Annotated in this window: 24 protein-coding genes and 12 tRNA genes; 29 read left to right on the forward strand and 7 right to left on the reverse strand. The window is 42.5% G+C overall.

Features of this window, described 5'->3' with window-relative positions; all coding sequences use genetic code 11:
- From Q7J41_RS06525 to aroD, 14 genes are all read left to right on the forward strand, one after another.
- Positions 1–472: hypothetical protein (locus Q7J41_RS06525; RefSeq protein ID WP_370650992.1), on the forward strand; the 472-nt coding region annotated here is incomplete at its 5' end.
- Between the two features lie 127 nt (positions 473–599).
- Positions 600–674: transfer RNA gene (locus Q7J41_RS06530), tRNA-Asn, on the forward strand.
- Positions 675–726: 52 nt separating this feature from the next.
- Positions 727–801, forward strand: a tRNA-Glu gene (locus Q7J41_RS06535).
- A 15-nt stretch (positions 802–816) separates the two neighbouring features.
- A tRNA-Asp gene (locus Q7J41_RS06540) sits at positions 817–893 on the forward strand.
- 169 nt (positions 894–1,062) lie between these two features.
- Positions 1,063–1,138 (forward strand) — tRNA-Thr (locus Q7J41_RS06545).
- A 21-nt stretch (positions 1,139–1,159) separates the two neighbouring features.
- Positions 1,160–1,244, forward strand: a tRNA-Tyr gene (locus tag Q7J41_RS06550).
- Positions 1,245–1,376: 132 nt separating this feature from the next.
- A tRNA-Lys gene (locus Q7J41_RS06555) sits at positions 1,377–1,452 on the forward strand.
- 198 nt (positions 1,453–1,650) lie between these two features.
- Positions 1,651–1,725, forward strand: a tRNA-Gly gene (locus Q7J41_RS06560).
- 174 nt (positions 1,726–1,899) lie between these two features.
- A complete protein-coding gene (locus tag Q7J41_RS06565; RefSeq protein ID WP_304886388.1) occupies positions 1,900–2,595 on the forward strand; it encodes a TrkA C-terminal domain-containing protein in 696 nt (231 codons plus the stop codon).
- Between the two features lie 106 nt (positions 2,596–2,701).
- Positions 2,702–2,786: transfer RNA gene (locus Q7J41_RS06570), tRNA-Leu, on the forward strand.
- A gap of 8 nt (positions 2,787–2,794) precedes the next feature.
- Positions 2,795–2,869: transfer RNA gene (locus Q7J41_RS06575), tRNA-Gly, on the forward strand.
- Between the two features lie 64 nt (positions 2,870–2,933).
- Positions 2,934–3,010, forward strand: a tRNA-Arg gene (locus Q7J41_RS06580).
- 105 nt (positions 3,011–3,115) lie between these two features.
- Positions 3,116–4,123 carry a nucleoid-associated protein gene (locus tag Q7J41_RS06585; RefSeq protein ID WP_304886391.1) on the forward strand — a complete coding sequence of 336 codons (1,008 nt, stop codon included), beginning with the start codon at positions 3,116–3,118 and terminating at the stop codon, positions 4,121–4,123.
- Between the two features lie 67 nt (positions 4,124–4,190).
- Positions 4,191–4,949 carry a type I 3-dehydroquinate dehydratase gene (gene aroD, locus Q7J41_RS06590; protein WP_304886394.1) on the forward strand — a complete coding sequence of 253 codons (759 nt, stop codon included), beginning with the start codon at positions 4,191–4,193 and terminating at the stop codon, positions 4,947–4,949.
- A gap of 16 nt (positions 4,950–4,965) precedes the next feature.
- Here aroD and Q7J41_RS06595 read toward each other — a convergent pair whose 3' ends face one another.
- Both Q7J41_RS06595 and Q7J41_RS06600 read right to left on the reverse strand, forming a co-directional pair.
- Positions 4,966–5,502: a phosphatase PAP2 family protein gene (locus Q7J41_RS06595; RefSeq protein ID WP_304886396.1), complete on the reverse strand. Its 537-nt coding sequence runs from the start codon at positions 5,500–5,502 to the stop codon at positions 4,966–4,968.
- Positions 5,502–6,200, reverse strand: a complete 699-nt coding sequence (locus Q7J41_RS06600) for a uracil-DNA glycosylase (protein ID WP_304886398.1) — start codon at positions 6,198–6,200, stop codon at positions 5,502–5,504. Before Q7J41_RS06600 ends, Q7J41_RS06595 begins: the two co-directional genes overlap by 1 nt.
- A gap of 123 nt (positions 6,201–6,323) precedes the next feature.
- On the opposite strand from Q7J41_RS06600, the gene ispE reads away from it, so the two are divergent.
- Positions 6,324–7,244: a 4-(cytidine 5'-diphospho)-2-C-methyl-D-erythritol kinase gene (ispE, locus tag Q7J41_RS06605; RefSeq protein WP_304886400.1), complete on the forward strand. Its 921-nt coding sequence runs from the start codon at positions 6,324–6,326 to the stop codon at positions 7,242–7,244.
- Positions 7,234–7,917, forward strand: a complete 684-nt coding sequence (locus tag Q7J41_RS06610) for a GntR family transcriptional regulator (protein WP_304886402.1) — start codon at positions 7,234–7,236, stop codon at positions 7,915–7,917. Before ispE ends, Q7J41_RS06610 begins: the two co-directional genes overlap by 11 nt.
- 88 nt (positions 7,918–8,005) lie before the next feature.
- Here Q7J41_RS06610 and lspA read toward each other — a convergent pair whose 3' ends face one another.
- Positions 8,006–8,485 (reverse strand): signal peptidase II, encoded by a 480-nt coding sequence (gene lspA, locus Q7J41_RS06615; RefSeq protein WP_304886404.1) that lies wholly within the window; start codon positions 8,483–8,485, stop codon positions 8,006–8,008.
- Positions 8,486–8,676: 191 nt separating this feature from the next.
- Here lspA and Q7J41_RS06620 point away from each other — a divergent pair, with 191 nt between their 5' ends.
- From Q7J41_RS06620 to Q7J41_RS06670, 11 genes are all read left to right on the forward strand, one after another.
- On the forward strand, positions 8,677–9,891 hold the full coding sequence (locus Q7J41_RS06620) for an AI-2E family transporter (protein ID WP_304886406.1): 1,215 nt from the start codon (positions 8,677–8,679) through the stop codon (positions 9,889–9,891).
- Between the two features lie 68 nt (positions 9,892–9,959).
- Positions 9,960–11,186, forward strand: a complete 1,227-nt coding sequence (gene tyrS, locus Q7J41_RS06625) for a tyrosine--tRNA ligase (protein ID WP_304886408.1) — start codon at positions 9,960–9,962, stop codon at positions 11,184–11,186.
- A gap of 11 nt (positions 11,187–11,197) precedes the next feature.
- Positions 11,198–12,442 (forward strand): histidine--tRNA ligase, encoded by a 1,245-nt coding sequence (gene hisS, locus Q7J41_RS06630; RefSeq protein WP_304886410.1) that lies wholly within the window; start codon positions 11,198–11,200, stop codon positions 12,440–12,442.
- Between the two features lie 163 nt (positions 12,443–12,605).
- On the forward strand, positions 12,606–13,799 hold the full coding sequence (locus Q7J41_RS06635) for a class I SAM-dependent RNA methyltransferase (protein WP_304886412.1): 1,194 nt from the start codon (positions 12,606–12,608) through the stop codon (positions 13,797–13,799).
- 71 nt (positions 13,800–13,870) lie between these two features.
- Positions 13,871–14,857, forward strand: a complete 987-nt coding sequence (rlmB, locus tag Q7J41_RS06640) for a 23S rRNA (guanosine(2251)-2'-O)-methyltransferase RlmB (protein ID WP_304886414.1) — start codon at positions 13,871–13,873, stop codon at positions 14,855–14,857.
- A complete protein-coding gene (locus Q7J41_RS06645; protein ID WP_304886415.1) occupies positions 14,854–15,366 on the forward strand; it encodes an NYN domain-containing protein in 513 nt (170 codons plus the stop codon). The genes rlmB and Q7J41_RS06645 overlap by 4 nt, the downstream gene beginning before the upstream one ends.
- 12 nt (positions 15,367–15,378) lie before the next feature.
- On the forward strand, positions 15,379–15,987 hold the full coding sequence (gene sigH, locus Q7J41_RS06650) for an RNA polymerase sporulation sigma factor SigH (RefSeq protein WP_304886417.1): 609 nt from the start codon (positions 15,379–15,381) through the stop codon (positions 15,985–15,987).
- A 61-nt stretch (positions 15,988–16,048) separates the two neighbouring features.
- A tRNA-Tyr gene (locus Q7J41_RS06655) sits at positions 16,049–16,133 on the forward strand.
- 10 nt (positions 16,134–16,143) lie between these two features.
- Positions 16,144–16,219 (forward strand) — tRNA-Thr (locus tag Q7J41_RS06660).
- A gap of 69 nt (positions 16,220–16,288) precedes the next feature.
- Positions 16,289–17,482: an elongation factor Tu gene (gene tuf, locus Q7J41_RS06665; protein ID WP_304886419.1), complete on the forward strand. Its 1,194-nt coding sequence runs from the start codon at positions 16,289–16,291 to the stop codon at positions 17,480–17,482.
- A gap of 265 nt (positions 17,483–17,747) precedes the next feature.
- Positions 17,748–18,005, forward strand: coding sequence for a hypothetical protein (locus tag Q7J41_RS06670; protein ID WP_304886421.1), 258 nt, complete (start codon positions 17,748–17,750; stop codon positions 18,003–18,005).
- Positions 18,006–18,054: 49 nt separating this feature from the next.
- On the opposite strand, the gene Q7J41_RS06675 is transcribed toward Q7J41_RS06670, so the two are convergent.
- A complete protein-coding gene (locus Q7J41_RS06675) occupies positions 18,055–18,711 on the reverse strand; it encodes a TetR/AcrR family transcriptional regulator (RefSeq protein WP_304886423.1) in 657 nt (218 codons plus the stop codon).
- A gap of 281 nt (positions 18,712–18,992) precedes the next feature.
- On the opposite strand from Q7J41_RS06675, the gene Q7J41_RS06680 reads away from it, so the two are divergent.
- Both Q7J41_RS06680 and Q7J41_RS06685 read left to right on the forward strand, forming a co-directional pair.
- Positions 18,993–20,387, forward strand: coding sequence for an MFS transporter (locus Q7J41_RS06680; protein WP_304886425.1), 1,395 nt, complete (start codon positions 18,993–18,995; stop codon positions 20,385–20,387).
- A 157-nt stretch (positions 20,388–20,544) separates the two neighbouring features.
- A complete protein-coding gene (locus tag Q7J41_RS06685) occupies positions 20,545–21,939 on the forward strand; it encodes an SLC13 family permease (protein WP_304886426.1) in 1,395 nt (464 codons plus the stop codon).
- 108 nt (positions 21,940–22,047) lie between these two features.
- Here Q7J41_RS06685 and Q7J41_RS06690 read toward each other — a convergent pair whose 3' ends face one another.
- The 3 genes from Q7J41_RS06690 to Q7J41_RS06700 form a co-directional block, all read right to left on the reverse strand.
- On the reverse strand, positions 22,048–22,674 hold the full coding sequence (locus tag Q7J41_RS06690; protein ID WP_304886428.1) for a corrinoid protein: 627 nt from the start codon (positions 22,672–22,674) through the stop codon (positions 22,048–22,050).
- Between the two features lie 129 nt (positions 22,675–22,803).
- Entirely contained in the window at positions 22,804–23,607 is an 804-nt protein-coding gene (locus Q7J41_RS06695; RefSeq protein WP_304886430.1) for a methyltetrahydrofolate cobalamin methyltransferase, read from the reverse strand.
- Positions 23,608–23,675: 68 nt separating this feature from the next.
- Positions 23,676–24,656: a uroporphyrinogen decarboxylase family protein gene (locus Q7J41_RS06700; RefSeq protein WP_304886432.1), complete on the reverse strand. Its 981-nt coding sequence runs from the start codon at positions 24,654–24,656 to the stop codon at positions 23,676–23,678.
- Positions 24,657–25,038: the final 382 nt, after the last annotated feature.

Below are 25,038 nucleotides of genomic sequence, written 5' to 3' on the forward strand. Positions count from 1 at the left end.
CCAAGCTGTGCAGATGCAGGCCTTGAAAGACGAATCCATGGAGTTCTTCGAGTGGTGTCAGACCCTGTATCCGGACTTCGGCGCAGCTTATTACTTCCTGGGCTATGCCTATCTGAACCTTGGCCTCTACACCAAGGCGATGCTCACCTGGGACCGCTTTATGGCGCTGGCAGAGGACGAAGAGGAGAAGCAGGAAATCGGAGAACGGCTGGCGCAGCTGAAGGATCCGGTCCGGATCGAAGAAGGGATCAACCTGCTGCTGGGCGGAAAGCTCCGGGAAGGTCTTGCGATCCTGGAAGCCTATGTGGACACCGACTACCGCAATTGGTGGCCCCTGCACTATTATCTGGCGTCGGCTTATCAGACGTTGTCGTACACAGATGAAGCCATCGAAGGCTTCCTGAAAGTGCTGGAGCTGTCTCCCTCCCACATCGACAGCACCCGTCAGCTGGCCGAGCTCTACGACCAGTAAAATGACAGCGAAAAAGCGGAAAAGTATAGCCGCAAAACCGAAATACTTGCACGAAATCGGGAAGATTTGTGTTGACAACGCAGCGCGATTTGTTGTATGATGTTTCTTGTCGTAAACAGGTGAACATTCCAAGGTAGCTCAATGGTGGAGCACTCGGCTGTTAACCGATAGGTTGCTGGTTCAAATCCAGCCTGGGGAGCCATTAAGACATCAGGCGGGTGTGAAACATAATGATTCATATCCGCATTTATTACGGCCCCTTGGTCAAGCGGTTAAGACACCGCCCTTTCACGGCGGTAACAGGAGTTCGAGTCTCCTAGGGGTCACCAATTTAATATCTATGCGGCCTGGTAGTTCAGTTGGTTAGAATGCCAGCCTGTCACGCTGGAGGTCGAGAGTTCGAGTCTCTTCCAGGTCGCCAAAAAAACAAATATGTCAACACTTTTTATTAGGCTGATGTGGCTCAATTGGCATAAGTAGAGAGCCCAAAATAGACGAGTATAACGAGTCAATATTTTGGTGCGAATCACTTAGTTATGTGTAGTGGATCAGGAGTAACTAATTCAATGTATCAAGTACTTTATTTTTAAGCTGATGTGGCTCAATTGGCAGAGCAGCTGATTTGTAATCAGCAGGTTAACGGTTCGAGTCCGTTCATCAGCTCCATTTTTTTGTCAAAAATCAAGTGGGAGAATGCCCGAGTGGCTAAAGGGGGCGGACTGTAAATCCGTTGACGACGTCTACGATGGTTCGAAACCATCTTCTCCCACCACTATTTATCATGACCCATTAGCTCAGTTGCAAAGCAGAGAACCAAATCTTTGATTTGGTGTGAATCGCTTAGTTAGGCAAACTTGAGTATTATACAATCGTTTGAAGACAATACAACTTAATTAATTTATATGACCCATTAGCTCAGTTGGTAGAGCATCTGACTTTTAATCAGGGTGTCGGGCGTTCAAGTCGCCCATGGGTCACCAATTTCTAAATTTAACCGCAGATTATGCGGTTTTTTGTGCTTGTTTTTGACTAACAATATGACAACATCAGCAATATCCGTTATTCTGGAGATTTATCCATAAATACAATGATTATTGACATGGAACCATAATAAAAATTGCATTGTGAGAACTAAAATGCTTGCAGAGTGTTGAATTAATTGTTATAATAATACCGTTGCGGAAGTGGCTCAGTGGTAGAGCACTGGCTTCCCAAGCCGGGGGTCGCGAGTTCGAATCTCGTCTTCCGCTCCATATTAAATAATAGAGCCATCGAAACCATTTGTGTAAAGTTGCAAACAGCGATTTTACACTTTTTTGTTATTAGCATATTTAGAAAAGGGTACAGATGTAATATCTTGAATAATATAAGTCAAAAGATCAAACCGGGAAATGGTTCAGCTAGATGGCCTTGTGAAAAGGAGCAATATGAGTTTTAATTTATCGCTTGTTAGTTTTTTTGTCCTGATAATCGCTTATTTCATTGTGGTGGAGATATTTACCGTACTTTTCCGTCTCACCGGTTTAAGGGAGGATAAGGCGCGTTTCCAGGCGGTCTCCTGTATGACTAACAGCGGCTTCACTACCAGAGAAAGCGAACTGATTCTTAATTCGGCGGCGCGGCGCAACCTGGCGCGAGTGATGATGCTGTTTGGTTATCTTTTTGCGGTATCCGGGGTTTCGCTGTTAGTCAACTTGTTTTTTCGTTCTTCCGGCGACCAGATCAATTGGATGACGATTCTTTATTCGCTTATTTTTTTGGTAGTGATTCTGGTAATAACCCGATCCAAATGGATTGTCAGAAAATTCGATGAACTAGTGGAGCGGCTGGCCAAGAATAAAAAGAAGGGTACCTTTTGTAACAATGTCCGTGTTTTAGAAATGTTTCATGACAAGCTCATTGCCGAGGTTTTTGTTACCTGTCTTCCCCCGGAAATTACTGACAGAACCTTGCTGGAAATGAATTTTCGTCATACCTACAAATTAAATATTTTATTAATTAAACGGGGTAATACGATTATGGATCATGTCATTGCATCTGACGAGATTAAACAGGGAGACCGGGTTTTGATTTACGGATCCAAGAGCAATATTATGGAACTTTTTAAAGATAGTATCGAATAAATAAAAAAAAGTAAAAAAAGTCGAAAAAAAGTCTCAAAACGGGTTGACAAAACCCATGTGTTTTGTTATTATAATCAGGCACGTTACAGATAAAACAATTGCCTTAGCGGATGTGGCGGAATTGGCAGACGCGCTAGACTTAGGATCTAGTATCAATTGATGTATGGGTTCAAGTCCCTTCATCCGCACCACAAAATAAGCGGAAGTGGCTCAGTGGTAGAGCATCGCCTTGCCAAGGCGAGGGTCGCGAGTTCAAATCTCGTCTTCCGCTCCAAAATTTAATAAATTTGAAATGGCTTGAGTATTACTCTGGTCATTCTTTTTTAATCTACTTATGTGCGCCCATAGCTCAATTGGATAGAGTGCCTGGCTTCGAACCAGTAGGTTGGGGGTTCGAGCCCCTCTGGGCGTACCATAAACGTGCTTAAACAGTCATTCGTGGCTGTTTTTTATTTGCGCAAAAGTAGTTGATAAGTTATGATAAGATAAAACACAATCAGAATCAGAATAGGAAAATAAAATGAAGTTAGAAATGAGTATTAACAAGGCGATCTTACATGTATTGGATACTAACGCAAATATCCCGGTATTATCGGATATGCTCCTGAACATGACCGTATTGGTTAAAGAATATGTGGAAAAACATGTGGAAAGATCGATGAAAGATCCGGAGATCAAACGGACGGTCTTTCGTTCGGGCAGTCCTTTTAAGGAACGGATCATTGACTATAAAAATAATCCCCATGAGCTGATTCGGGTCAGTTCAGAAATATCCCAGCTGTTTTTCGATTTTATGCAAGAAAACATTGAAATACCATCTGCTGATCTGGTTTTTGTGGACTTTAATGTGGAACACGAAACCTATCTGGGCATTTTCAAGTTTAACTATAAGCAAGGCTATATCCACTATGTGAATACCGATAACGGTCTGACCAATGACATTCTGGTTCAGCCCTGTGTACTGCCAACGGAAAGTCAGAAACTGGATGAATTTATTCTCATTAATCTGGCCAGTGATGAGGTTCTGATCAAGGAAAAGAAATATCCAATCAATAATGAGAAGGATTATTATATTTCCAATCAATTAATTTTCTGTGAGCCGGCGATGTCGGAAAAAGAGGCCTTTGACATTATCGATAAAACCGTCAAAGAAGTGATTGTCAGAGAATATGGCGGTGATTATGAAAAGTTGAATGCTGCTAAAACGGTGCTGGCTGATGATTATGAAACCGAAAGCGAAATCGATGTGGACAATCTGGCTAAAACGGTTTTTGACGGGGATTCAACCATTCAGGATCGCTTCAGGTCGTCTTTGGAAGAAAAAGGGCTCTATGAAAAGAAGATCCCGGTCACCCCGAATATTGAAAAGAAGATCTTTGGAAAACAAAAGTTTATTACCGATACGGGTATTGAAATCAGTATTCCGATGGATCAGCTGAAGCGAAATGATATTATTGAGTTTAAAAATAATCCGGATGGTACCATCTCCGTGGAAATCAAGAATATTGGACTGCTAAACCAGAAATAAATAGCCGCTTCGTTAACCGGAGGGCACTTTTGCAATGATGAATCATAGATGTGGAAGGAAGAATTTTATGAAGACGAAAAAAGTATTTAAATTAATCAGAAAAAACACCTTTATCTCGTGTATTCCATTGATCAGCGCCAATCGCGATGAATTAATATCTGATGTTGAAGTGGGAGTGGCAAATGGCTGTGATTTTTTGGAGTGGCGCCGCGATCATTTCATGGCGGGGGAACTGCTCACGGCTGAAGAAGAACAGGATTTGTTAGTTGAAATAAAAACAAGAATGCCCGATCAGGGACTTATTTATACTTATCGCAGTCATCTGGAGGGCGGCGTTTGTGAAACCGCAGATGAAATCCGGGCAGCCGCAATGATTGCGGCGATAAAAAGTAACCGGGTCGACTATGTGGACGTGGAACTGAGTAGTGAACCGGCTTTTCTAGAGCGGATTACAGGGGCTTTAAAAGCGAGTGAAAGCCAATGGCTGGTTTCCCATCATAACTTTGAGAAAACCCCGACTACAGAGGAAATAAACACTGTTTTCAGAGCCATGGAAGCAGCCGGCGGCGATGTCCTTAAATTGGCGGTGATGCCGCAGTCAATGGATGACGTGCGCCATTTAATCCAGGCCACCCTCACTTACAACGAAAAATCCCGGAAACCGATGATTGCCATTGCGATGGGATCATTGGGATCAATAACTCGAATAGCACCTGATCTGTGTGGCGGTTCCCTGACCTTTGCGGCGGGAGCCGGGAAAACAGCGCCTGGTCAGCTCAGTCTGGAAGAAATAATCGACTTGCGAAAAAGAATGGCTCTGATATAATTATCAGAGCCATCAATCATTCCAGAATTTTGATCAACCAGGGCTTGTTTGTAAATTTGGAAATCAGCGACTTGGACGAAATAGCGCAGAGGATCCCGATCGTGATCCCAGCCAGAACGTCGGTGGGGTAATGAACAAAAAGGTAAAGCCGGGAAAAACAAACGAGCAGGGCAAAACCCAACAGTAACCAGCGCAGCCAGTCTTTCCGGGTGATGAAATAGGCCCAGACAAAGGCAAAAACCGAAGCACTGTGACCGGATGGAAATGAAAAATCTTTCTGAACTGGTAACAGCATTTCAATCTCGTAGAGGGTGTAAGGCCGGACCCTCGCCACCAGTGGCTTTAGGGTGAGATTAACCACCAAAACATTCAATATGAGCGAAACCGCAATGATGAGACCTGTTAAACGGGTTTCTTTTTTTATAATCAGGATCAGGGAAAGCAGAACAGCTAAAAGGCCATCACCCCATAAATTGGTGACGAAAATAAAAAAACCGTTAAGTTGTTCAACGACAAGATGCTGATGGATCCACACTAAGATATCGAGATCCATTAATCGGCTCCGTTGGACGCATTAAAATCCTTAATGCACCAGTCAATGGGGAGAGTCCCCTGAGCCTTCAGCAGGTCGTTTGCGGTGGAAAAAGGCCGACTACCGAAAAATCCCCGATGAGCTGATAATGGACTGGGATGGGGGGATTCGATGATGGGATGACGGGGGTTGGTAATCAGGGCTTTTTTGTTTTGAGCATCGCGACCCCAGAGAATAAAAATAACCGGTTCGGCTCGGGTGTTTAATCGTTCAATGATCCGGCTGGTAAAAATCTCCCAACCCGAATTTCGATGGGAACCGGCTTCACCGCCCCGGACGGTTAGAACAGCATTGAGCAGTAGTACCCCTTGCTCAGCCCAGGTGGTTAAACAGCCATGGCTGGGAATCGGGCAGCCCAAATCGGCTTCCAGTTCTTTGTAGATATTAAGCAGCGAAGGGGGAATTGCGATCCCGGGTTTGACAGAAAAAGCCAGGCCATGAGCCTGGCCTGGTCCATGATAGGGGTCCTGGCCGATAATACAAACCTTTGTCTGCGATAATGACGTCAAGTGAAAGGCGTTGAAAATATCATGCATGGGCGGATAAACCACCCGGCTCTGATATTCGTTAATCAGAAAGTGTCGAAGGTTCAGATAATATTCTGTTTTTAATTCCTGTTGAATGGGTTGTTCCCAATCGTTTTCAAAATGAATCGGCATATTTTAAGCTCCTATAAATTGGTTATGAGGTGAATCCTCACGAAAATAATGCTTTGATTATACACTATAAAGCCAGGTTTTAACCATGATTTTTTATTCCAATAAAGGAGGGATTATGATATAATGGATAAAGTATACAATATTATGAGTGCAATGCGAGGGAACATGAACAGGGTTATGCTAAAAGCCAAAGCAAAAGTAAATCTATCTTTGGATGTCACTGGCATTCGGGAAGATGGCTATCATGAAATGAAAATGATTAATCATTCCATCGAACTGGATGATGTGCTGACCTTTGAAGCCTGTGATGAGGGGATTATCCTGACGTCCAATGAAAATACCATCCCCTTGGACGAGCGTAATCTGGTGATTAAGGCGGCGTGTAAACTGCAAAGTCAGTTCGATGTCAAACAGGGGGTTAAGATTCATCTGGAAAAGAGGATTCCGGCTCAGGCCGGTCTGGCCGGAGGCAGCAGCGATGCTGCGGCAACCTTAAGGGGCCTGAATACCCTTTGGCAACTGGGGCTCTCGCAATCGGAGCTGCTGGCAATTGGCGTTGCCATTGGGGCGGATGTACCCTATTGTCTGGTTGGTGGCACGGCTCTGGTGGAAGGAATCGGGGAAAAAATAACACCCCTAAAAAATCTGCGAAAAATGGCAGTTCTGGTGGTGAAACCGGACATTGACATCGCCACCCCCTGGGCCTTCAAAAAACTGGATGGCTCAACCATTGCCAAACATCCTGATATTGCAGCGATTATTACGTTGCTGGAAGATGATGATTACGATGGATTGAAAGCGAACCTGGGAAATGTTTTTGAAGCCATTGCTTTTGCAGATTATCCTGAAATAGAAGCGATAAAAAAAGAAATGTTGGAGCAGGGAGCCCTGGCCGCCATCATGACCGGCAGCGGATCCACGGTCATTGGTTATTATCGGGATCAGCAGTTGGCAGAAAAGTCCTGGCAACAATTTAAAGAAAAGTATCCGATGTGTTTTTTAAGTAAAATAGCAGAAAGTGAAGGAGAAAACGATGTGGGATGATAAAAAAGGCTTAAGCCTTGATATAAGTTCCTGCAAGCCATTGCGGGAAATTGTTTTTGAAACCATTCGCTGTGCCATTATTACCGGGGAACTTCAGCCGGGACAACGTTTAATGGAGGTTCAGCTGGCAGAACAAATGGGGGTCAGCAGAACACCGGTCAGAGAATCCATCAGAAAGCTTGAACTGGAAGGCCTGGTAAAAATGGTGCCGAGAAAGGGCGTTTATGTGACGCCGATGTCGGTTAATGACCTCAAAGAAATGATGGAAATAAGGCGGGCACTGGAAGGTCTGGCAGCGGAGTTGGCGGCCATGAATGCCACGAAAGACGAAATCGGCAGACTTTATGAAGCCAACGAGCGATTTGGGGAGTCAGCCCTGCATAATGATGAAGAGGGCATCATCAAACATGATATGCATATTCATGAGACGATTTATACAGCATCAAAAAATGTCAAACTGCAGTCGATGATCAATAGTCTACGGGAACAGATGCAGCGGTTTCGGGCCGAATATGTCCATCGCATTGAAGATAAAAACCCGCTGGTGAATCAGCATATGGAAATAATCAGACAAATTGAAAAGGGTGAGTGCCGAAAAGCCAATCTGGCCGCCTGCGACCATATTTACACTACTGGCGACAGTATGCTCAGTTTGCTGGAAAAAGCAGAGTGAGTTTGATCATAAAAAACGCTGCCACGGAATAAAACAACCTTTGTTTTATTCCGTGGCAGCGTTTTATTTGGCTACTTCATTTAATAGCTTATTCTAGGGTGCCGAAATCATTGTTTTCCAAAAAGTTCTTATTGTTAAACAAAGCAATGACAAGAATAATACTGCCGCACACCACAAAGACATCGGCAAAATTAAAAATTGCAAATTTAATCATCCGAAAATCAAGAAAATCCACTACAAAATCAAGGCGCAGGCGATCCAATAGATTTCCCGCAGCGCCGCCGATAATAAAGGACAGGGCGACGTTGATGACGCGATTTTCTTTGATATTAGGTATTTTAATTAAAAAGTAAATCAGTACCCCAATAAAAACCAGAGTCAAAATAATCAGGAATATCTGCATATTGGTAAACAGACTAAATGCCGCACCGGTGTTTTCGACATAGGTTAAATGAAAAACGCCAGGGATCACTGGTAGTGAATCAATTGGTTTTATATGTGCAATGACCAGGTATTTAGAATACTGGTCAAGAAAAATAGCAAAAAGGATTATTGCGATATAGATCATGGTTTCTCCTAAACAAATAATTAGCTATAAAAATATTATGATAACTTTCTCTAAAATACAAGGAAAACTTTATTTCATAGCGGTTTTATTTTTGTTTAATCATAATTTAAGAATCTATTTGAAACTGCTTTAAATTTTTCAAGTTAAATGTTAAGATATAATTCGAGTTAAAAACTGTACCGGAGGAGCATGTGAAAGTTAAGATTGATATGGAACTTGTTAAAAAATACAGCTACTTTTTAGTTGGCGCCCTCATCCTGCTTTTGATATACAAATTATTAGATAACTTTGGGGTGGTTACCGCCACCATCGGCGGCGTAATTACCGGCACTTTAAAAGTGCTGATGCCTATTCTGGTGGGAGTGGTGCTGGCTTACTTACTATTCAAACCAATGCGGGGCATTGAAAAGTTTGTGTTCAAGACGATTCCCAAAAGTCAGAACCAGGGGCGGACGGTTCGTCTGATTTCAATCCTGATTGTTTATGTGATCACGATTATTTTAATTGTTTTGTTTTTTTACGCCACCATTCCGTCAGTCATTGAAAGTCTTACTGGCCTGATTGCCCAGACCCCCCAATATTTAACGATCATTGATAATTATCTGGGCGAAAGTCTGGCCAAAGGTGGAGCTGCTAAGGATATTTTAACCGAACTGAAAGTAGCCATTGATAGTCTGCAAAATATGACGGCAATGGATGTACTCAATCAGATCACATCATATTTTGGGGCAAATCCGGATTCCATAAAAAACATCGGGAATTTTGCCTTTGTCTTTTTAAAAGGGACTATTGGCTTCGTCATCAGTTTTTTTATCGTCTTTTTTGTCGGACTCTATTTGATGTTGGATAAAGAAAAAATCAGCGATCAGGTTGATCGGTTTGCCAAAGCAGTGTTGAATAAGACTTTGTACAACGGATCCCATTGGGCAATTCTGACCATTGATGAAATTTTTTACAAGTATTTTACTGGGAAAATATTAACGTCGATGCTGATTGGATTTCTGTTTTATCTGGGACTGCTGGTGATTGGCGTGGAATATGCCCCCTTATTTGGGGTGATTGTGGCCATTACTAATGTGATTCCCTATTTTGGCCCGATTATCGGAGCTGTCCCAGCCGTCATTATTACTTTAATTGATGAACCGGTCAAGGCGCTTTGGGTCGGAATATGGATTTTGGTGGTGCAGCAGTTTGACGGCAATGTTCTAGCGCCCAATGTCTTAGGCAAAATTGTCGAACTCAATCCCTTCTGGGTGTTGTTCTCGGTTATTGTCGGCGGCAGTCTCTTTGGCGTTTTGGGGATGTTTGCGGCGATTCCGATGTTTGCCGTGATTAAGGTCTTTTTTGAAGAAGCGCTCACACGTTGGGAACGAAAAAAAGAATTGCTTGAGAACCCACTGGAATAATTAGAAACAGAAAAATTAGCATAATTGCAGGGGGAAAACCCCTTTGAACAAGGAAAGGACATAGATTAATGGAAAGTGTATTTGACGTATTGCAGGAGCGGGGGTTTATTGAACAATGTACCCACGAGGATGAGATTAAAAAATTACTGGCGGAAGAATCCGTTTCTTTCTATATCGGTTTTGATCCAACGGCAGACAGCCTTCATATTGGTCATTTCATTCAGATCATGGTTATGGCTCACATGCAACGGCATGGACATCGTCCCATTGCGTTGATCGGAGGCGGAACCACGATGATTGGCGATCCATCCGGCCGATCGGATATGCGACAGGTGATGACACCGGAACGTATTGCGGAAAATGGCGAAAAATTTAAAAAGGTCTTTGAAAAATTTCTGACCTTTGAAGATGACAAGGCTGTGATGCTCAACAATGCCCAGTGGCTGTTGCCGCTGAATTACATTGATTTTTTGCGGGAAATCGGAGCGCATTTTTCCGTCAATCGGATGCTGGCGGCGGATTGCTATAAATCGCGGTTGGAAAAAGGGCTGACCTTTCTGGAGTTTAATTATATGTTGCTTCAGGCTTATGATTTTTATGTGCTGCATAAAGAACAACGCTGCAAGATGCAATTTGGCGGAAATGATCAGTGGTCCAACATCATTGCCGGCGTTGAACTGGTTCGGCGTAAAGATGCCGAGCAGGTCTTCGGCATGACCTTCTCGCTGCTGACCACCAGTGAAGGGATCAAAATGGGGAAAACGGCTAAAGGCGCTTTATGGCTGGATCCGGACAAAACATCGCCCTATGAATTTTACCAATATTGGCGAAACATTGCGGATGCTGATGTGGAAAAATGTCTGTCCCTGCTGACCTTTATTCCGATGGACGAGGTGCGTCGCCTGGGGGCTCTCAAAGACTCTGAAATTAACCAGGCCAAGGAAATCCTGGCATTTACTGTCACCGAGATTATTCACGGCACGGAAGCCGCCCAGGAAGCCCAAAATGCTGCCCGCAAGCTTTTTGCCGGAGATCAGGGGGATGCTGAGATACCCAGCGTTGATTTGACAAAAACAGAACTGGCCGAAGGAATGGACATTTTGGCTTTATTGGAAGTGGCCAAACTGATTCCCACCCGCAGTGAAGGACGACGCTTGATCGGACAGGGCGGTGTTCTGCTGAACGGCGAAAAAGTAACCGATTTTAAACTGCTGGTAACTGCGGCAGATTTCAAAGACGGAAAAATTGTTCTGAAAAAGGGCAAAAAAGCATTCAAACAAATTAATCTAGTATAGAAGGTGACCAGATGATCAGTTCAAAACCTGTTAGAGGTACCCGGGATATTTTACCCGAGGAAATGAAAATTCGGGATCGGTTGGAACAACAGATATTGGCAGTCTACCGTTCTCATGGGTTCAGTCGGATTGAAACCCCAGTAATGGAAAATCTGGAATTACTGTTGGGTAGTGACGGGGGCGAGAATTTAAAAATGCTTTTTACCATTTTGAAGCGTGGTGAAAAGCTTAGCTTAAATCAGGATGCCAAGGTGTCGGATCTTTGCGATATGGGTTTGCGCTTCGATCTGACCTTACCGCTAAGCCGTTTTTATTCAAATAATCAGGAAGTGCTGGAAACCCCGTTTAAGGCGATACAGATTGGTAACGTCTTTCGGGCGGAACGGCCCCAGAAAGGACGATTCCGGGCCTTTAAACAATGTGATATCGATATTATCGGAGATCCCACCGTTTCGGCTGAGATTGAGCTGATGGATACTACCGCTAAAGCGCTGTTGGCGATGGGATTTATCGGGTTCACGATAAAAGTGAATCATCGCCAGCTCTTAAGTGAAGTCATTATAAAAGCTGGGTTTGCGGCGGATCAGGTCGGAACAGTCTGTATTGCTCTCGATAAAATGGATAAAATCGGAGTCGCTGGGGTAACCGGCGAATTACTGGAAAAGGGACATCAGCAGGAAAAAGTGGACAAGCTAATGGCCTGTGTTACTGGCATCAATCTGGATAATTTAGCAGAGTGGGTGGAAGATAACACGTCGATTTCAGAATTGACCGAGGTGATCAACACCGTCAAAACCCTGGCTAAAGAACAATTCGAAGTCGTTTTTGATTTTTCGCTAATCCGGGGGATGGGTTATTACACCGGCTTGATCTTTGAAGTCAGTTATGGCCCCTATGGTTATTCCATTGCCGGCGGCGGCCGTTACGACAACATGATCGGGAAGTACAATAAGGTTTCGGTGCCGGCGGTTGGTTTTTCGATTGGCTTCGAACGGATTATTACCATTCTCATGGAAGAACAGCAAGATGCCCGGCAGATTGATCCGGCAGTGATTCTGTTCTACGACCCCCAAACCAGCAACATGGTGGATGTCATTGGTGCCGGCGATCTTTGGCGGAGCAGAGGCTATCTGGTGAATCTGGTTGCGATGAAGAAAAAATTTGGCAAACAGATTGCGGCCTGGGATAACGGACAATATCAAGGATTTCTGGTCTTTGGCCGGGATGAAGAAATAAAGAAATTTCAGGAAAATTAATTTTTTATTACCCTAAACACCGGTATGCGATGGTCGTGCCGGTGTTTTGTTTTCATTTATTTGTTGTGATGCGAATATTTTTAAGAATAAATTGAAGTCTTATGCTATAATGTAATATTGATAGTTTAAAATGGATCAAAAAATAACGATAAAGGAAAAATGAATGCCGAAAATAGTAAATTTAATTGCCACAGTCGCTTTTGGAATCGAAAGTGTGGTAAAGGACGAAATAAAAAAACTGGGATACGAAGTAACGGAAGTTGAGAACGGAAAAATCCGTTACGCCGGCCCATTGGATGCGATTCCCCGTTCAAACCTGTGGTTGCGCTGTGCTGATCGGGTGCTCTTGGAGATTGGCCGATTTAAAGCCGAAACCTTTGATGAATTGTTTGAGAAAACAAAGGCCTTGCCTTGGGAAAACTGGATCCCCGTTGACGGAGAATTTCCAGCGGCTAAAATCACCAGCGTCAAATCGACCCTGTTCAGTAAATCTGACGGGCAGCGAATTGTCAAAAAAGCGGTGGTAGAACGATTAAAATCAAAATACCATGTCGAATGGTTTGATGAGAATGGCGGCAAGTACCCCATTCACATTCAAATTCTCAAGGATGAGGTGACCTTGTCGATTGACACCAGCGGCTCTGGTCTTAATCGGCGGGGGTACCGTCAATATGGTAATGAAGCACCGCTGAAAGAAACCATTTCAGCAGCCTTGGTTTATTTATCCCATTGGCGACCGGAGCGGGTTTTTTTGGATCCCCTTTGCGGATCAGGGACCATTGTTATTGAAGCAGCGATGATTGGTAAAAATATTGCTCCGGGTCTGAAACGCGATTTTGTTTCCGAAACATGGGATGCCATTCCCGCTGAGTTATGGGAACAGGCCAGGCAGGAAGCCAAGGATGCTATCAATGACAAGGAGTTCTTGCTGCTGGGATCTGATTGTGATGCTGACGCTCTGAAACAAGCCCGATCCAATGCCGAACTGGCAGGGGTTTCGGATTTGGTTGCTTTTCAGAAATTGCCGGTTCAGTCTATTTCCACTAAGAAAAAATACGGAGTTGTTATCACTAATCCGCCCTATGGCGAACGCATCGGCGAAGAAAAAGAAATCCAGCGCTTATATCGGGATATGGGTAAGGTATTTCGAAGTCTGGATGACTGGTCCTATTTTATTATTACTGGTTATGAAAAGTTTGAAAAATATTTTGGCGAAGCATCAACTAAGAATAGAAAACTCTACAATGGCGATATTAAGACCCATTATTACCAATATTATGGACCGCTGCCACCGCGTAAACGAAAACCGGACGAAGCGGCAGAAATCATTAACAATACAACCGAAACAAACGAATAATACTGCGAAATAATGCCGGAATCGATTTATCTAGAAATAAATCGAAAAAAAATAAAAGAATAGGTGAAAAGATGAAAAAAGTATCAAATAGTCGATCGAATAGCAGCAAGACCAGTGATAAGCCCCGAAGCAAGAAAAACGACAACGCTTCAAAAGGCGATAAAAAGCCCCGTAAGTTTGAAGAACGTGGCGACAAGGATGATAAAAAACCGCGCAAATTTGACAGCAGAGGGCCCAAAGAAGAACGTGGACCCCGTCGCTTTGACGATCGGAAACCGCCGCGCAAGCATGAGGGTTTTAATCGCGAAGATGATGGCGTAACTGAAGAAACGTTTATCGTCGTGGGAAAAAACCCGGTTATGGAAGCCCTCCGTTCTGGTCAGGAAATTGATAAATTGTTGATCTTAAAAGACAACACCGATCACGTCCTCAAAAAGATTACCGATATGGCCAAAAAGCAAAATATCATTATCCATTCAGTTGAAAAAGCAAGACTGGAATATCTGGCCGACGGTCAGGTTCATCAGGGGATTGTGGCACTGATGGCACCATTTCCTTACAGTAACCTGCAGGATATTCTCAATCATGCCAAAGCCAAGGGACGAGACCCCTTTATTGTTATTTTAGATCATTTGACGGATCCCCATAATCTGGGGGCGATAATAAGGAGTGCCAATATTTGCGGTGCTGACGGCGTGATCATTCCCAACCGCCGATCTGCTTCTTTGACCGCCGTTTCGGTAAAGGCTTCATCCGGGGCAGTGTCGCACACCCCAATTGTCAAGGTGACCAATCTCAGCCAGACGATTGATGAGCTCAAGAAAAAAGGGTTCTGGATCATGTCTACTGACATGAAGGGAAATCCTTATTTTAAAGCCGATTATAAGGGCTCGTTAGCCATTGTCATCGGTAATGAAGGCACCGGAATCAGCGAAAAAGTTAAAAAACAATGCGATTTTTCGGTATCCATTCCCATTCATGGCGAGATCGAATCCTTTAATGCTTCGGCAGCAGCAGCGATCATTTTTGCAGAGGCTGCCAAACAGCGATTTCAATGAAAACCATATTAATTGTGGATGGCTATAATGTCATCCACGGTTCAGATGATTTAAAACGTCTTTCAGAAATCCAGTTAGAAGAGGCGCGGGTAAAGCTGATCAATGATTTAAATGGCTACAGCGGATTCAAAGGATGGGAAACCATCCTTGTTTTCGATGCCTATCAGCAGCAAACCCTGGAAAAATGCGAAGAAATAGTGGGACGGATCAAGGTGGTTTTTACCGAAAAGAATAAAACCGCCGATAGCTACATTGAAAAATTGGTTTACAGCCTGCCTAAAGCCTACAGTGTCCGGGTGGTGACATCGGATTTTACCTTGCAGCAGATGGTGATGGCCAGCGGTGCCGAGCGGGTTCCGGTACGGGAGCTGATCCAGGATATGGAAGCAACGTTAAAAAACTTTCGTGATGACAAGAAAAAAAGTGTGCAAAAACAAGGGGTCAAGCTCAGTGATTTTTTAGATGCAGAAACCCTGGATCAATTTAACAAAATGCGCATTAAAGAATAATGCGAGGACAAAATGGTAAAGATTAGCAATGATAAAATATCAGAATTGGAAATAGTAAACCGTGCCCAGCAGGGGGACAAGGAAGCTGAAGAATTCTTGCTGGAAAAATATCGAAAAAATGTCCTGATCCGGGCTCGCTCCTATTATCTGGTCGGTGGGGACAATGAAGATCTGATCCAGGAAGGGATGATTGGTTTACTCAAAGCGATTTGGGACTTTCGTCCGGATCGTGAAGCACAGTTTTCGACCTTTGCCAATCTCTGCGTTGAACGACAAATCCAAACTGCTATCAGTTCAGCCAACCGCCAGAAACACATGCCGCTGAATAATTCAGTATCAATTTATGCGGCCGTGTCGGAAGAAGAACCCCAGAATATCATTATCGACCGGCTGGCCGCAAAAAAAAGCGTGGAGCCCGGAGTAGAATTAATCAAAGCCGAAGAATTGGAACAATTGATGATTGATGTTAAACGGGAATTGTCCAGTTTTGAGAAAAAAGTCCTTGCCTACTATATTCAAGGCGCCTCCTACTACGAAATTTCCAGGGCACTGGACTGTGGCAATAAATCGGTGGACAATGCCTTACAGCGAATTCGAAAAAAAATTGGCAAAAAAATATAGAAAACAGTTGACAAAAAAGCAAAAACAAACTATTATAGAGAAGCTGAATTAATAAGCAAGTGGGAGAATGCCCGAGTGGCTAAAGGGGGCGGACTGTAAATCCGTTGACGACGTCTACGATGGTTCGAAACCATCTTCTCCCACCATTTATTATAAGCCCTCATAGCTCAGTAGGTAGAGCACCACCATGGTAAGGTGGGGGTCTCCGGTTCAAATCCGGATGAGGGCTCCATTTTTATATCATAAATTAAAATTGACATAGTATAAAACGATAATTTTTAGATTTTTAAGGAGAATACAAATGGCAAAGTCAAAATTTGAAAGAAATAAGCCCCATGTAAATGTTGGAACAATTGGTCACGTCGATCATGGTAAAACGACATTAACAGCGGCAATCACATCTGTATTAAACAAGCGATTTGGAACAGGGGAAGCCGTAGCATTTGAAAATATCGATAAAGCCCCAGAAGAAAGAGAACGTGGAATCACTATTTCAACCGCTCACGTTGAATATGAAACTGCCGCTCGTCACTATGCTCACGTTGACTGCCCGGGACATGCCGATTATGTTAAGAACATGATCACTGGTGCTGCCCAAATGGACGGTGCAATCCTGGTTGTTAGTGCTGCTGATGGCCCTATGCCTCAGACACGTGAACATATCCTGTTAAGCCGTCAGGTAGGCGTACCATATATCGTTGTTTTCTTAAACAAGGTCGATATGGTCGATGACGAAGAATTACTGGAATTAGTTGAAATGGAAGTTCGTGAACTTCTTGACGAATATGATTTCCCAGGCGATGATACACCAATCATTCCCGGTTCCGCTTTACGCGCATTAGAAGATCCAGACGGCCCATGGGGAGACAAAATTGTTGAACTGATGAACGCTGTTGATACCTGGGTTCCTGATCCCGTACGTGATACCGACAAACCATTCCTGATGCCAGTTGAAGATGTTTTCTCAATCACTGGCCGTGGTACTGTAGCAACCGGACGGATCGAACGTGGGATTGTTAAAGTCGGCGAAGAAGTTGAAATCGTCGGGATTCATGATGTTCGAAAAACAGTTGTAACCGGAATCGAAATGTTCCGTAAATTACTGGACGAAGGCCGATCAGGCGACAACGTCGGGGCATTATTACGTGGTGTTGACCGGACTCAAATCGAACGTGGTCAGGTACTGGCTAAGCCAGGTTCCATCAAACCACACACCCATTATCAATCAGAAGTATATGTCTTAACCAAAGAAGAAGGCGGACGTCATACTCCATTCTTCGACGGATACAGACCACAGTTCTACTTCAGAACAACTGACGTAACTGGTATCATCAAATTACCAGAAGGCGTAGAAATGGTAATGCCTGGCGATAACGTGCAAATGGAAATCACTCTGATCACTCCAATCGCGATCGAAGAAGGTTTACGTTTCGCTATTCGTGAAGGCGGACGTACCGTTGGTTCTGGTGTTGTAGCCAAAATGTTAGAAGATTAATATTTTGCGAAGCAAAATGTTAAAATAAAAAAATAAAATTGATATTTGAGCGATGCTGTTTGATCAGTTCGATAGCATAAGGCAAATAACAAGTATCAGTCAATTTTCACCGCCTCTCCAGTAGAGGCGGTTTTTTGCGTGAAGGCAACGAGCCAATCGCAAGCTCGCTTGCAGTTCGCGTAAGAGTAATTGACAAAACACTATTCGAACTTCTTTCGCAATTATGATACAATAGAATAATAAATTTTGTTGGGAGAAAAAGCAAATGAAAAAATATATCAGTGTGACCATTAGTGATAAGGTGGAGTCAGTCGGAAATGACTATAATAAAGGCTTCAGAAAATGTAAAACGGAAGAATTAGCTCAGGAGATTGAAGCTGTCTGTAACAATTACGATGAAAAAGGCTACGACCTGGCTTCAATTGTACCCATTGTTCAAGGACAGCATATCGTTTTTTCCAGCGATGGCAGCTGGGCAAACAGCGCTACTGAGGGTGTGATTATTACCTTTAAAGCAAAATAGAACACAAAATCAAAAAAGTCTATTCAGAGAATTTCTGAATAGACTTTTTTTAGATCAATAATTTAATGTCCGAAAAATCATGTTCTCTAAAAAACAGTAGCGCTTCATAGCTGACGCGATAGATAGATTTGACCGGAATACCCCAGCACCGAGCCGTATTTGAGATAATCAGTATTGAAAAATCCTCCACCGGCATTTTTATCCTGGCCTCACAGAAAGCCCGAGTAAGCTCCCGACGGGCCCCGAAATCAGCGATTAGCAAAGCATCGAATTCAATGGGACGAATTCGCAGATTATAGTCTCTGACAAAATCATGATAGATTTCACCCATTTTACCATGAAGAAAAGGATAGAGTGAATCATTTTGAGAAATTTCATAATAAAACTTATTAACTAGAGGGTCGCTCAGTAGGTGATGATACCAAACCATGGTCAAATAAAAATGATTTTCAAAGGAATTGATAGGTTTATATCCGATTAGTTTTTTATTAAGAGAATCGTGGATGGAATCGAGATAGTCATCGAAAATTCGCGCAATAAAGGTATCTTTGGTGGCAAAATGATAGGTCATAGAACCTAAAGTTGTATCGGAATGATCGGCGATTTGTTGAATTGTAGTGGCATTGTAGCCCTGATTATAAAAAAGTTCTTTGGCGCTCTTGTAGATGCGTTCTTTTGTCATCTCGCCTTTGGTCATTTTTCGCATTTTAATCTCCTTAAAGCAATGTGGCATAGCAATTTTAGCACTAAGTGAGAGAATTAACAAGGAAAAATAGCAAAAGAATGGAATAAAAAAATAAATTAATATAAATTACTAAAAAAACAGTAAAATGTCAATAATTTAATAATAAAAGCTTGACAAAACTGATGTAAAGGGTTACTATTTAGTAAGTCTTAGTAATATTACTGAAAGATCTAAAATGACGAAGGTGAAAATCCGGAAATTTTACTTTAGTCGATCATTAAAAAATTTGAGGAGGCTCTTTTATGGAAAAAAAACCCTTAAGTTCAGGGCTTAAAAAATTCTTTGGTATTGGAGATCTTGGTTTTACTCTGATGTCGAATGTTGAAGTATTTTATTTTGCATATTTTTTAACAAACATTGCAAAATTTGATTTGGGAACAACTGCAATAATTATGACCTTAACAAGTACAGTAGATATGGTATTGTCGCCATTCTATGGTGGATTTATTGATGCACTTAAACCAATGAAATGGGGCAAATACAGATCGTATTTGCTGGTAATACCACCACTTGTCGTAGTACTCTACACGATGATGTTTACGGTTATTGGCACTGGAATCGTCCCAATGATTATTATCTGTGTCGCTTTCATCACTTCGCATGTTGCTTGGAATTTCTCTTATGTAGCAAACATAGCACTTATCCCAACAATTTCAACTTCACCAGAAGATCGAACACAATTATCCGCAACACGAGGCGCTTATGCAAATGTTGGGAAAATTATTTTCTCAGCAATGGGCTTAGCCACTATTTTATGGGTTGGTGAATTAGTTAAAAACCCAGTACTTGGGTTCACTATTTCGGCATTCGCAATGGCATGTGTTTACTGGTTAGGCTATTTCATTCACTTCAAACTGACAAGTGGATACGAAATAACATATGAAGATGCTGCTGCAAATACGAATACTGCCAAAAAAGAAAAAATATCTATTGGCGATATGGCTAGATCATTGGTTCAGAACCCACATTTGTTAGTGTTGCTTTTAGCAGATGTCGCACGTTGGACAGTTAACTTTGTCTGTGCCGGTTCAGCCGTATACTTCTTTACCTACGTAGCTAACGATGTTGCAATGTTTAGTGTATACTTGTTGGTTGCCAATATTATGGCGGTAATTGGCTCATATTCAAGTAAATATGTTGCCGCAAAATTGTCAACACGAACAGCTGCACTGATTGGCTGTTACGGTTTAGGTGTATTCTTAATTGGTTGTCAATTCGTTGTTGGAAATATCACAATGGTTCTGGTTGTACTTTCCTGTGCGCAGTTCTTCTTAGGATTCCTTTATGCATTGATGGTTGCTTTATATGGTGACGCATCAATCTACAGTGAATGGAAAACAGGAAAAGCAGCATCAAGCTGGGTTATGGGATTATCAAATTTACCATTGAAACTTGCTATCTTCATCAAAGGTTTAATTATTCCGGCAATGTTGGCTTCGGTAGGATTCGTTGCAAAAATGGATCCAGCTACTGCCACTCCAGAATTAAAAGCTGGTATTACCACTTTATTCTGTACAATTCCTGGTGCTACGGTTCTCGCAGGTGCGGTTCTGTTAACCTTTGGCTACCGTTTAACCACAGAAAAAGTGAAACAATATCAAGCTGAAATTAATGCCAGAAATAAAATAGCAGAATAGTAGACGTAAATAAGATGACATTAAAATAATTACATAAAAATAAGAAGCCATATTCAAATCAATTGATAGGCTTCTTATTTGTTTCATGAGATGAATAGCGAAAATGTTGGGTATAAACAGAATAACTATTATCTTAAAACTACGATTGAGGTGGATTATGAATAAAAAACAGATCATCGGAATGGTTATCAGCATTGCCGTGCTTGTAGCCGTTTTTTTTCTACCCATACCAATGGGTTTGACCGATAAGGGACTGATAACCATTGGCTTGTTGCTGTTCTTTTTAATCATGTTGATTACTGAGGCGCTGCCAGTTGGCGTTATTTGTTTCCTATGTCTGGCGCTATTGCCAACACTGGGGGTCACAAAAAATCTGACCGCCGGACTTAGCGGATTTACCAACACGATCTTATTTTTCGTACTGGCTTCATTTGGGCTGGCTGAGGCGGTGACCTCCACGCCGATTGTTCAACGGATCTTACATGCGCTGCTTAAAAAATTTGGTAAAGATGTCAAAACCTGTGTTCTGGCGATTATGGTTGCTGGTGCCCTGGTATCTTCGATTGTCACGGATGTGCCATCGGTGGTTGTTTTCATGGGTATCGGAGCCAGCTTTCTTAAGCTATTTAAAAATGAAGCAGATCGTCAGCAAACGGCAAAATCACTGATGATGGGAATTCCGATAGCGGTGATGCTGGGCGGTCTAATGACGCCGGCCGGTAGTGGGATAAATATTTTAACGATTGGCTTGTTGCAAAGTCAGGCTGACATCCAGATCACTTTTATTCAGTGGATGGCCTGTGGTATCCCGATTGTTGTTGTCATGGTGCCGCTGGCCTGGTTCATCTTGACGAAAATTTTTCCTCCAGCAAATATTGATAAAAATGAGATTGATAACTACTTGAAGACCATTGAAGTTAAGGAAAAAGTGGATAGCAGAGAATTGAAGGTCATTCTGATTGGATTAACTATGATTTCCTTCTGGGTACTCAGCTCATTCTATCCGGCCATTGAAGTGACTGTGGTAGCCCTGATTGGCTGTGTTTCTTTCTTTTTGCCAGGGATCAAGATACTCACCTGGGAGCGCTACATGAAAGCGGTCAGTTGGATTTCATTTATCCTGATCGGAACGGTTTTATGTATTGCCAACACCATTGTTGCAAACGGTGTCAGCGAATGGTTTGTCAACTATGTTTTACCATCATCCTTATCATTCTCACTGATGGGCGGGGTTTTCTTCGTCGCGGTGATGTGTTTTGTGATTATGCTGGTTGTTCCCGTGGCACCGGCGCTAATCGGGGTGTTGACACCTGTTATCATCAGTTTATCAGCAACCACCGGCATCAATCCGGCGCTGCTGATTATTGCTCTGGGCTTATGTGCCGGTAACTGCTATTTATTTCCGATTGACACCATTCCATTGATTACATATACTGCTGGCTATTACAAGATGACCGAAATGCCTAAGGCCGCAATCTGGCTTCAAATCGCTTTTGTGGGTCTAGCTACATTGTGGTTGCCGATTGCCGGAAAACTGGTAGGATTGGCCTAAAACGAGCTATTTTAGCGACAACATTTTATCATAAAAAAAGAGAGACCCTAAGGTTTCTCTTTTTTTTATGATAATAAATTAAGGGGCTAGTTGATGTTTGGTTAGTGCTTAAGCAACCATTTCTTTGGCTTTAACAGCGGCACTACCAGCATCTGGCGCAAATCCGTCAGCGCCGATTTCAGCAGCGTATTCTGGTGTCACAGGGGCACCACCAACGATGACTTTAACGTCCAGTCCGCTGGCTTTAATGGTTTGAACAGCTTCTTTAAGAGCAGGCATAGTTGTTGTTAACAGTCCTGAACAGGCAACTAAAGTAACGTTTTCGTTTTCTTTGATGGCTTCGACAAATCGGTCAGCGGGGACATCGACGCCAAGGTCAACCATGGTGAATCCGGCACTTTCGATCATCATTGAAACCAGGTTTTTACCGATATCATGTAAATCGCCAGCGACGGTTCCGATAATGCAGGTTCCTAAAGAGTTTGAGGTATCACCGGCTAATAGAGGACGTAAGACATCGACGCCTTTAGCCATCGCTTTTGCAGCGATCAACATTTCAGGGACAAAGATTTCTCCAGAAGAGAATTTCTCGCCGACAACACCCATCGAGTCAACCATCGCTTGCAGGATATCTGCAGCGGAGCTACCTTCGTCTAATGCTTCCTGGACTAATCCGGCAATCAGTTTAGTTTTACCAATTTCTACTTTTGCTTTAACTTCTTGAATTTTTGACATTTTTTTCTCCTGTTCAATTATAATTTATTTATAGATAGTTATCAATATCGGTCAGCTGATTGTGTGATCAGCTGACCCGATTTATTGTGTGGTTAATTAGTAAGTTGTGTCTATTATAACGCCTGAAAACTATTTTTTCTGACCGAAAATGCCTTCGCGGTAAGCGCCAATATATTCCATACAGTAGTCGTCTTCGCCCAGTAACGCTTCAGTGGCAAAGATGATGCCCATTAAGTCGCCATTGGTTGGGTCGAGAATGGCACTGTCCAGACCAGCGTTCATGGCCAGAACGGTAAAGCCCATATTGACCATTTTTCGGGCCGGCAGGTTAAAGGAAATATTGCTGACTGCGCCGGTGACATGAATGGTGGGGTATTGTTCTTTAATGCTGCGGATTACTTCGACGACCATAGCAATCCCATCTTCTGAAGTACAAAGCATTTCTACCAATGGATCAATGTGCATTCTTGATGGATCGATACCATATTCTTTGACTTTGGCCATTAAATCGGCAAATACATCCAGACGGTCTTTGGCGGTTTTCGGAATCCCTTTGTCACTGTTTAACAGTGCGACGCATTCCCATTTTGTATCGGCAATGGCTTTAAATGCCGCGTCGATCTTATCGCTTTCTAACGATACGGAGTTAAACAAACCTGGTTTGTTACAGTATTTCATCGATTCGATACAGGTATAAACATTGGGGCTGTCCACCGCAATGGGAGTGTCAGTAACTTCCTGAACCAGATCAATCAACCATTTCATGGTTTCCAGTTCAATGTCGTCATCAACTGAAGCACAGACATCAATGTAATCCACGCCGGCTTCGGTTTGAATCTTGGCCAGATTTTTAATAAATTCGCCATCTTTGGCGGCGATTGCTTTCGCGGTGGAAGGAATCGCACCGTTAATTTTTTCTCCGATAATAATCATTTTTGTCACTCCTCTGGTTATTAATTTTTACCGCTCTTTCAAAGCATGGATTTTCAAATGTTGTTTTACTAGAACATTTCTTTGTTCATTTTTTCGATGGCTTCATCACAGGCTTCGTAAACGCCCGGGAAGGAAGAAACGGGTAGCCCCTGACAAGCACCAGGGATGAAGTAGAGTTTTCCAGATTCACGGCAGGCTCGGGCAAATTCTGCATCAATTTGCTCTTTTGTCCATTCGGGATGATCGATGACACCACTGTGAACACCACCCATAAAGGTGATTTTTTCGCCGTATTCTTTGATCATTTTAGGGATGTCATTGGTTGTCATAACACCTTGCCAGATATCAATGCCCATTTCAATCATATAGGGAACTAAGGTTGCAGCGTAGCTGTCGCTATGATGAACAATCAGTTCAACGCCGTTGGCTTTGTAAAAACCATAGATTTTTTTGTAGGAGTCTAAAAAGAATTCTTCAAACATTGCTGGCGAAAGGAAGGTGGAAATCTGGCTGCCCCAGTCGTCATGATGTAAAATTGCATCAGGATGCAGATTTTCAACTAATGCTTTAGCATAATCCAGTTCATACTCTGTTAAATAATCGATCAGTTCATGCATGGCTTCCGGTTCTTCATAGAAGCTCATGAGTGCATTTTCCATACCCATCAGATAATGGGTCATTTCAAATAAACCGGGAGCGACGAAGGCAGCAACATATTTATTGTCCCGATCAACGGCGCTAGCGTCTGCAATGGCCTGATCCCATGCACCTGCAGGTCGTTCCATACTTGGAGCTTTAACATATTCTTTCCATTCGGTAACATCTTTGAGAACAACATGTTGCGCATCGTGTACTGGGAATGATGCAAGTTGACCTTCTGGCCAACGAATGGTAATACCCCATTCATTGATTACTTCTTCACCGATCTGGGGTTTGACACGACCAGATGGTACGCTCATAATCATTTGTAGAAATTCATATTGTTTAACAAAACGATCTGGATTTCCACCGGTCATGACTTCTTTTAAATTCTCTTTTACAGTTAACATAGTGTATAGCCTCCTTAGTTTATCTAGAATGAATCATTGATCAGTTTTAGCAAAGTTGCTGATAATCACATATTTTGACTGCGATTACAATAAAAATAACGATTAAACGAGCGCACAGATTTAAAACCAATATTTTAGTATATGACATTTTATTTACTGTTATTTTAGTAAATACTCTTTCATTTACTGTGATTATAAACGGTTGCAGGTATTTTGTCAACGAATATTTTTGTAAAAGTGCCTGAGTTATAGTTTTTTTAAAGAAATATAAATAAATCACGTCAAAAAGCCAGAAAAATCGGCTCAATCGCTGGCTGGCAATAAAAAAAGAGCCACAGTGTTATTAAGACTGCAGCTCTTTTTTAAGTTTGCTCGTACCGAT

It is taken from the genome of Acetobacterium sp. (assembly GCF_030652775.1).
Taxonomy (GTDB): Bacteria; Bacillota; Clostridia; order Eubacteriales; family Eubacteriaceae; genus Acetobacterium.

Bases quoted from the DNA above. Each gene is read 5' to 3' on its own strand.
- Q7J41_RS06565 (WP_304886388.1), top strand. From the start codon at position 1,900: ATGAGTTTTAATTTATCGCTTGTTAGTTTTTTTGTCCTGATAATCGCT.
- Q7J41_RS06585 (WP_304886391.1), top strand. From the start codon at position 3,116: ATGAAGTTAGAAATGAGTATTAACAAGGCGATCTTACATGTATTGGAT.
- aroD (WP_304886394.1), top strand. From the start codon at position 4,191: ATGAAGACGAAAAAAGTATTTAAATTAATCAGAAAAAACACCTTTATC.
- Q7J41_RS06595 (WP_304886396.1), bottom strand. From the start codon at position 5,502: ATGGATCTCGATATCTTAGTGTGGATCCATCAGCATCTTGTCGTTGAA.
- Q7J41_RS06600 (WP_304886398.1), bottom strand. From the start codon at position 6,200: ATGCCGATTCATTTTGAAAACGATTGGGAACAACCCATTCAACAGGAA.
- ispE (WP_304886400.1), top strand. From the start codon at position 6,324: ATGGATAAAGTATACAATATTATGAGTGCAATGCGAGGGAACATGAAC.
- Q7J41_RS06610 (WP_304886402.1), top strand. From the start codon at position 7,234: ATGTGGGATGATAAAAAAGGCTTAAGCCTTGATATAAGTTCCTGCAAG.
- lspA (WP_304886404.1), bottom strand. From the start codon at position 8,485: ATGATCTATATCGCAATAATCCTTTTTGCTATTTTTCTTGACCAGTAT.
- tyrS (WP_304886408.1), top strand. From the start codon at position 9,960: ATGGAAAGTGTATTTGACGTATTGCAGGAGCGGGGGTTTATTGAACAA.
- hisS (WP_304886410.1), top strand. From the start codon at position 11,198: ATGATCAGTTCAAAACCTGTTAGAGGTACCCGGGATATTTTACCCGAG.
- Q7J41_RS06635 (WP_304886412.1), top strand. From the start codon at position 12,606: ATGCCGAAAATAGTAAATTTAATTGCCACAGTCGCTTTTGGAATCGAA.
- rlmB (WP_304886414.1), top strand. From the start codon at position 13,871: ATGAAAAAAGTATCAAATAGTCGATCGAATAGCAGCAAGACCAGTGAT.
- Q7J41_RS06645 (WP_304886415.1), top strand. From the start codon at position 14,854: ATGAAAACCATATTAATTGTGGATGGCTATAATGTCATCCACGGTTCA.
- sigH (WP_304886417.1), top strand. From the start codon at position 15,379: ATGGTAAAGATTAGCAATGATAAAATATCAGAATTGGAAATAGTAAAC.
- tuf (WP_304886419.1), top strand. From the start codon at position 16,289: ATGGCAAAGTCAAAATTTGAAAGAAATAAGCCCCATGTAAATGTTGGA.
- Q7J41_RS06670 (WP_304886421.1), top strand. From the start codon at position 17,748: ATGAAAAAATATATCAGTGTGACCATTAGTGATAAGGTGGAGTCAGTC.
- Q7J41_RS06675 (WP_304886423.1), bottom strand. From the start codon at position 18,711: ATGCGAAAAATGACCAAAGGCGAGATGACAAAAGAACGCATCTACAAG.
- Q7J41_RS06680 (WP_304886425.1), top strand. From the start codon at position 18,993: ATGGAAAAAAAACCCTTAAGTTCAGGGCTTAAAAAATTCTTTGGTATT.
- Q7J41_RS06685 (WP_304886426.1), top strand. From the start codon at position 20,545: ATGAATAAAAAACAGATCATCGGAATGGTTATCAGCATTGCCGTGCTT.
- Q7J41_RS06690 (WP_304886428.1), bottom strand. From the start codon at position 22,674: ATGTCAAAAATTCAAGAAGTTAAAGCAAAAGTAGAAATTGGTAAAACT.
- Q7J41_RS06695 (WP_304886430.1), bottom strand. From the start codon at position 23,607: ATGATTATTATCGGAGAAAAAATTAACGGTGCGATTCCTTCCACCGCG.
- Q7J41_RS06700 (WP_304886432.1), bottom strand. From the start codon at position 24,656: ATGTTAACTGTAAAAGAGAATTTAAAAGAAGTCATGACCGGTGGAAAT.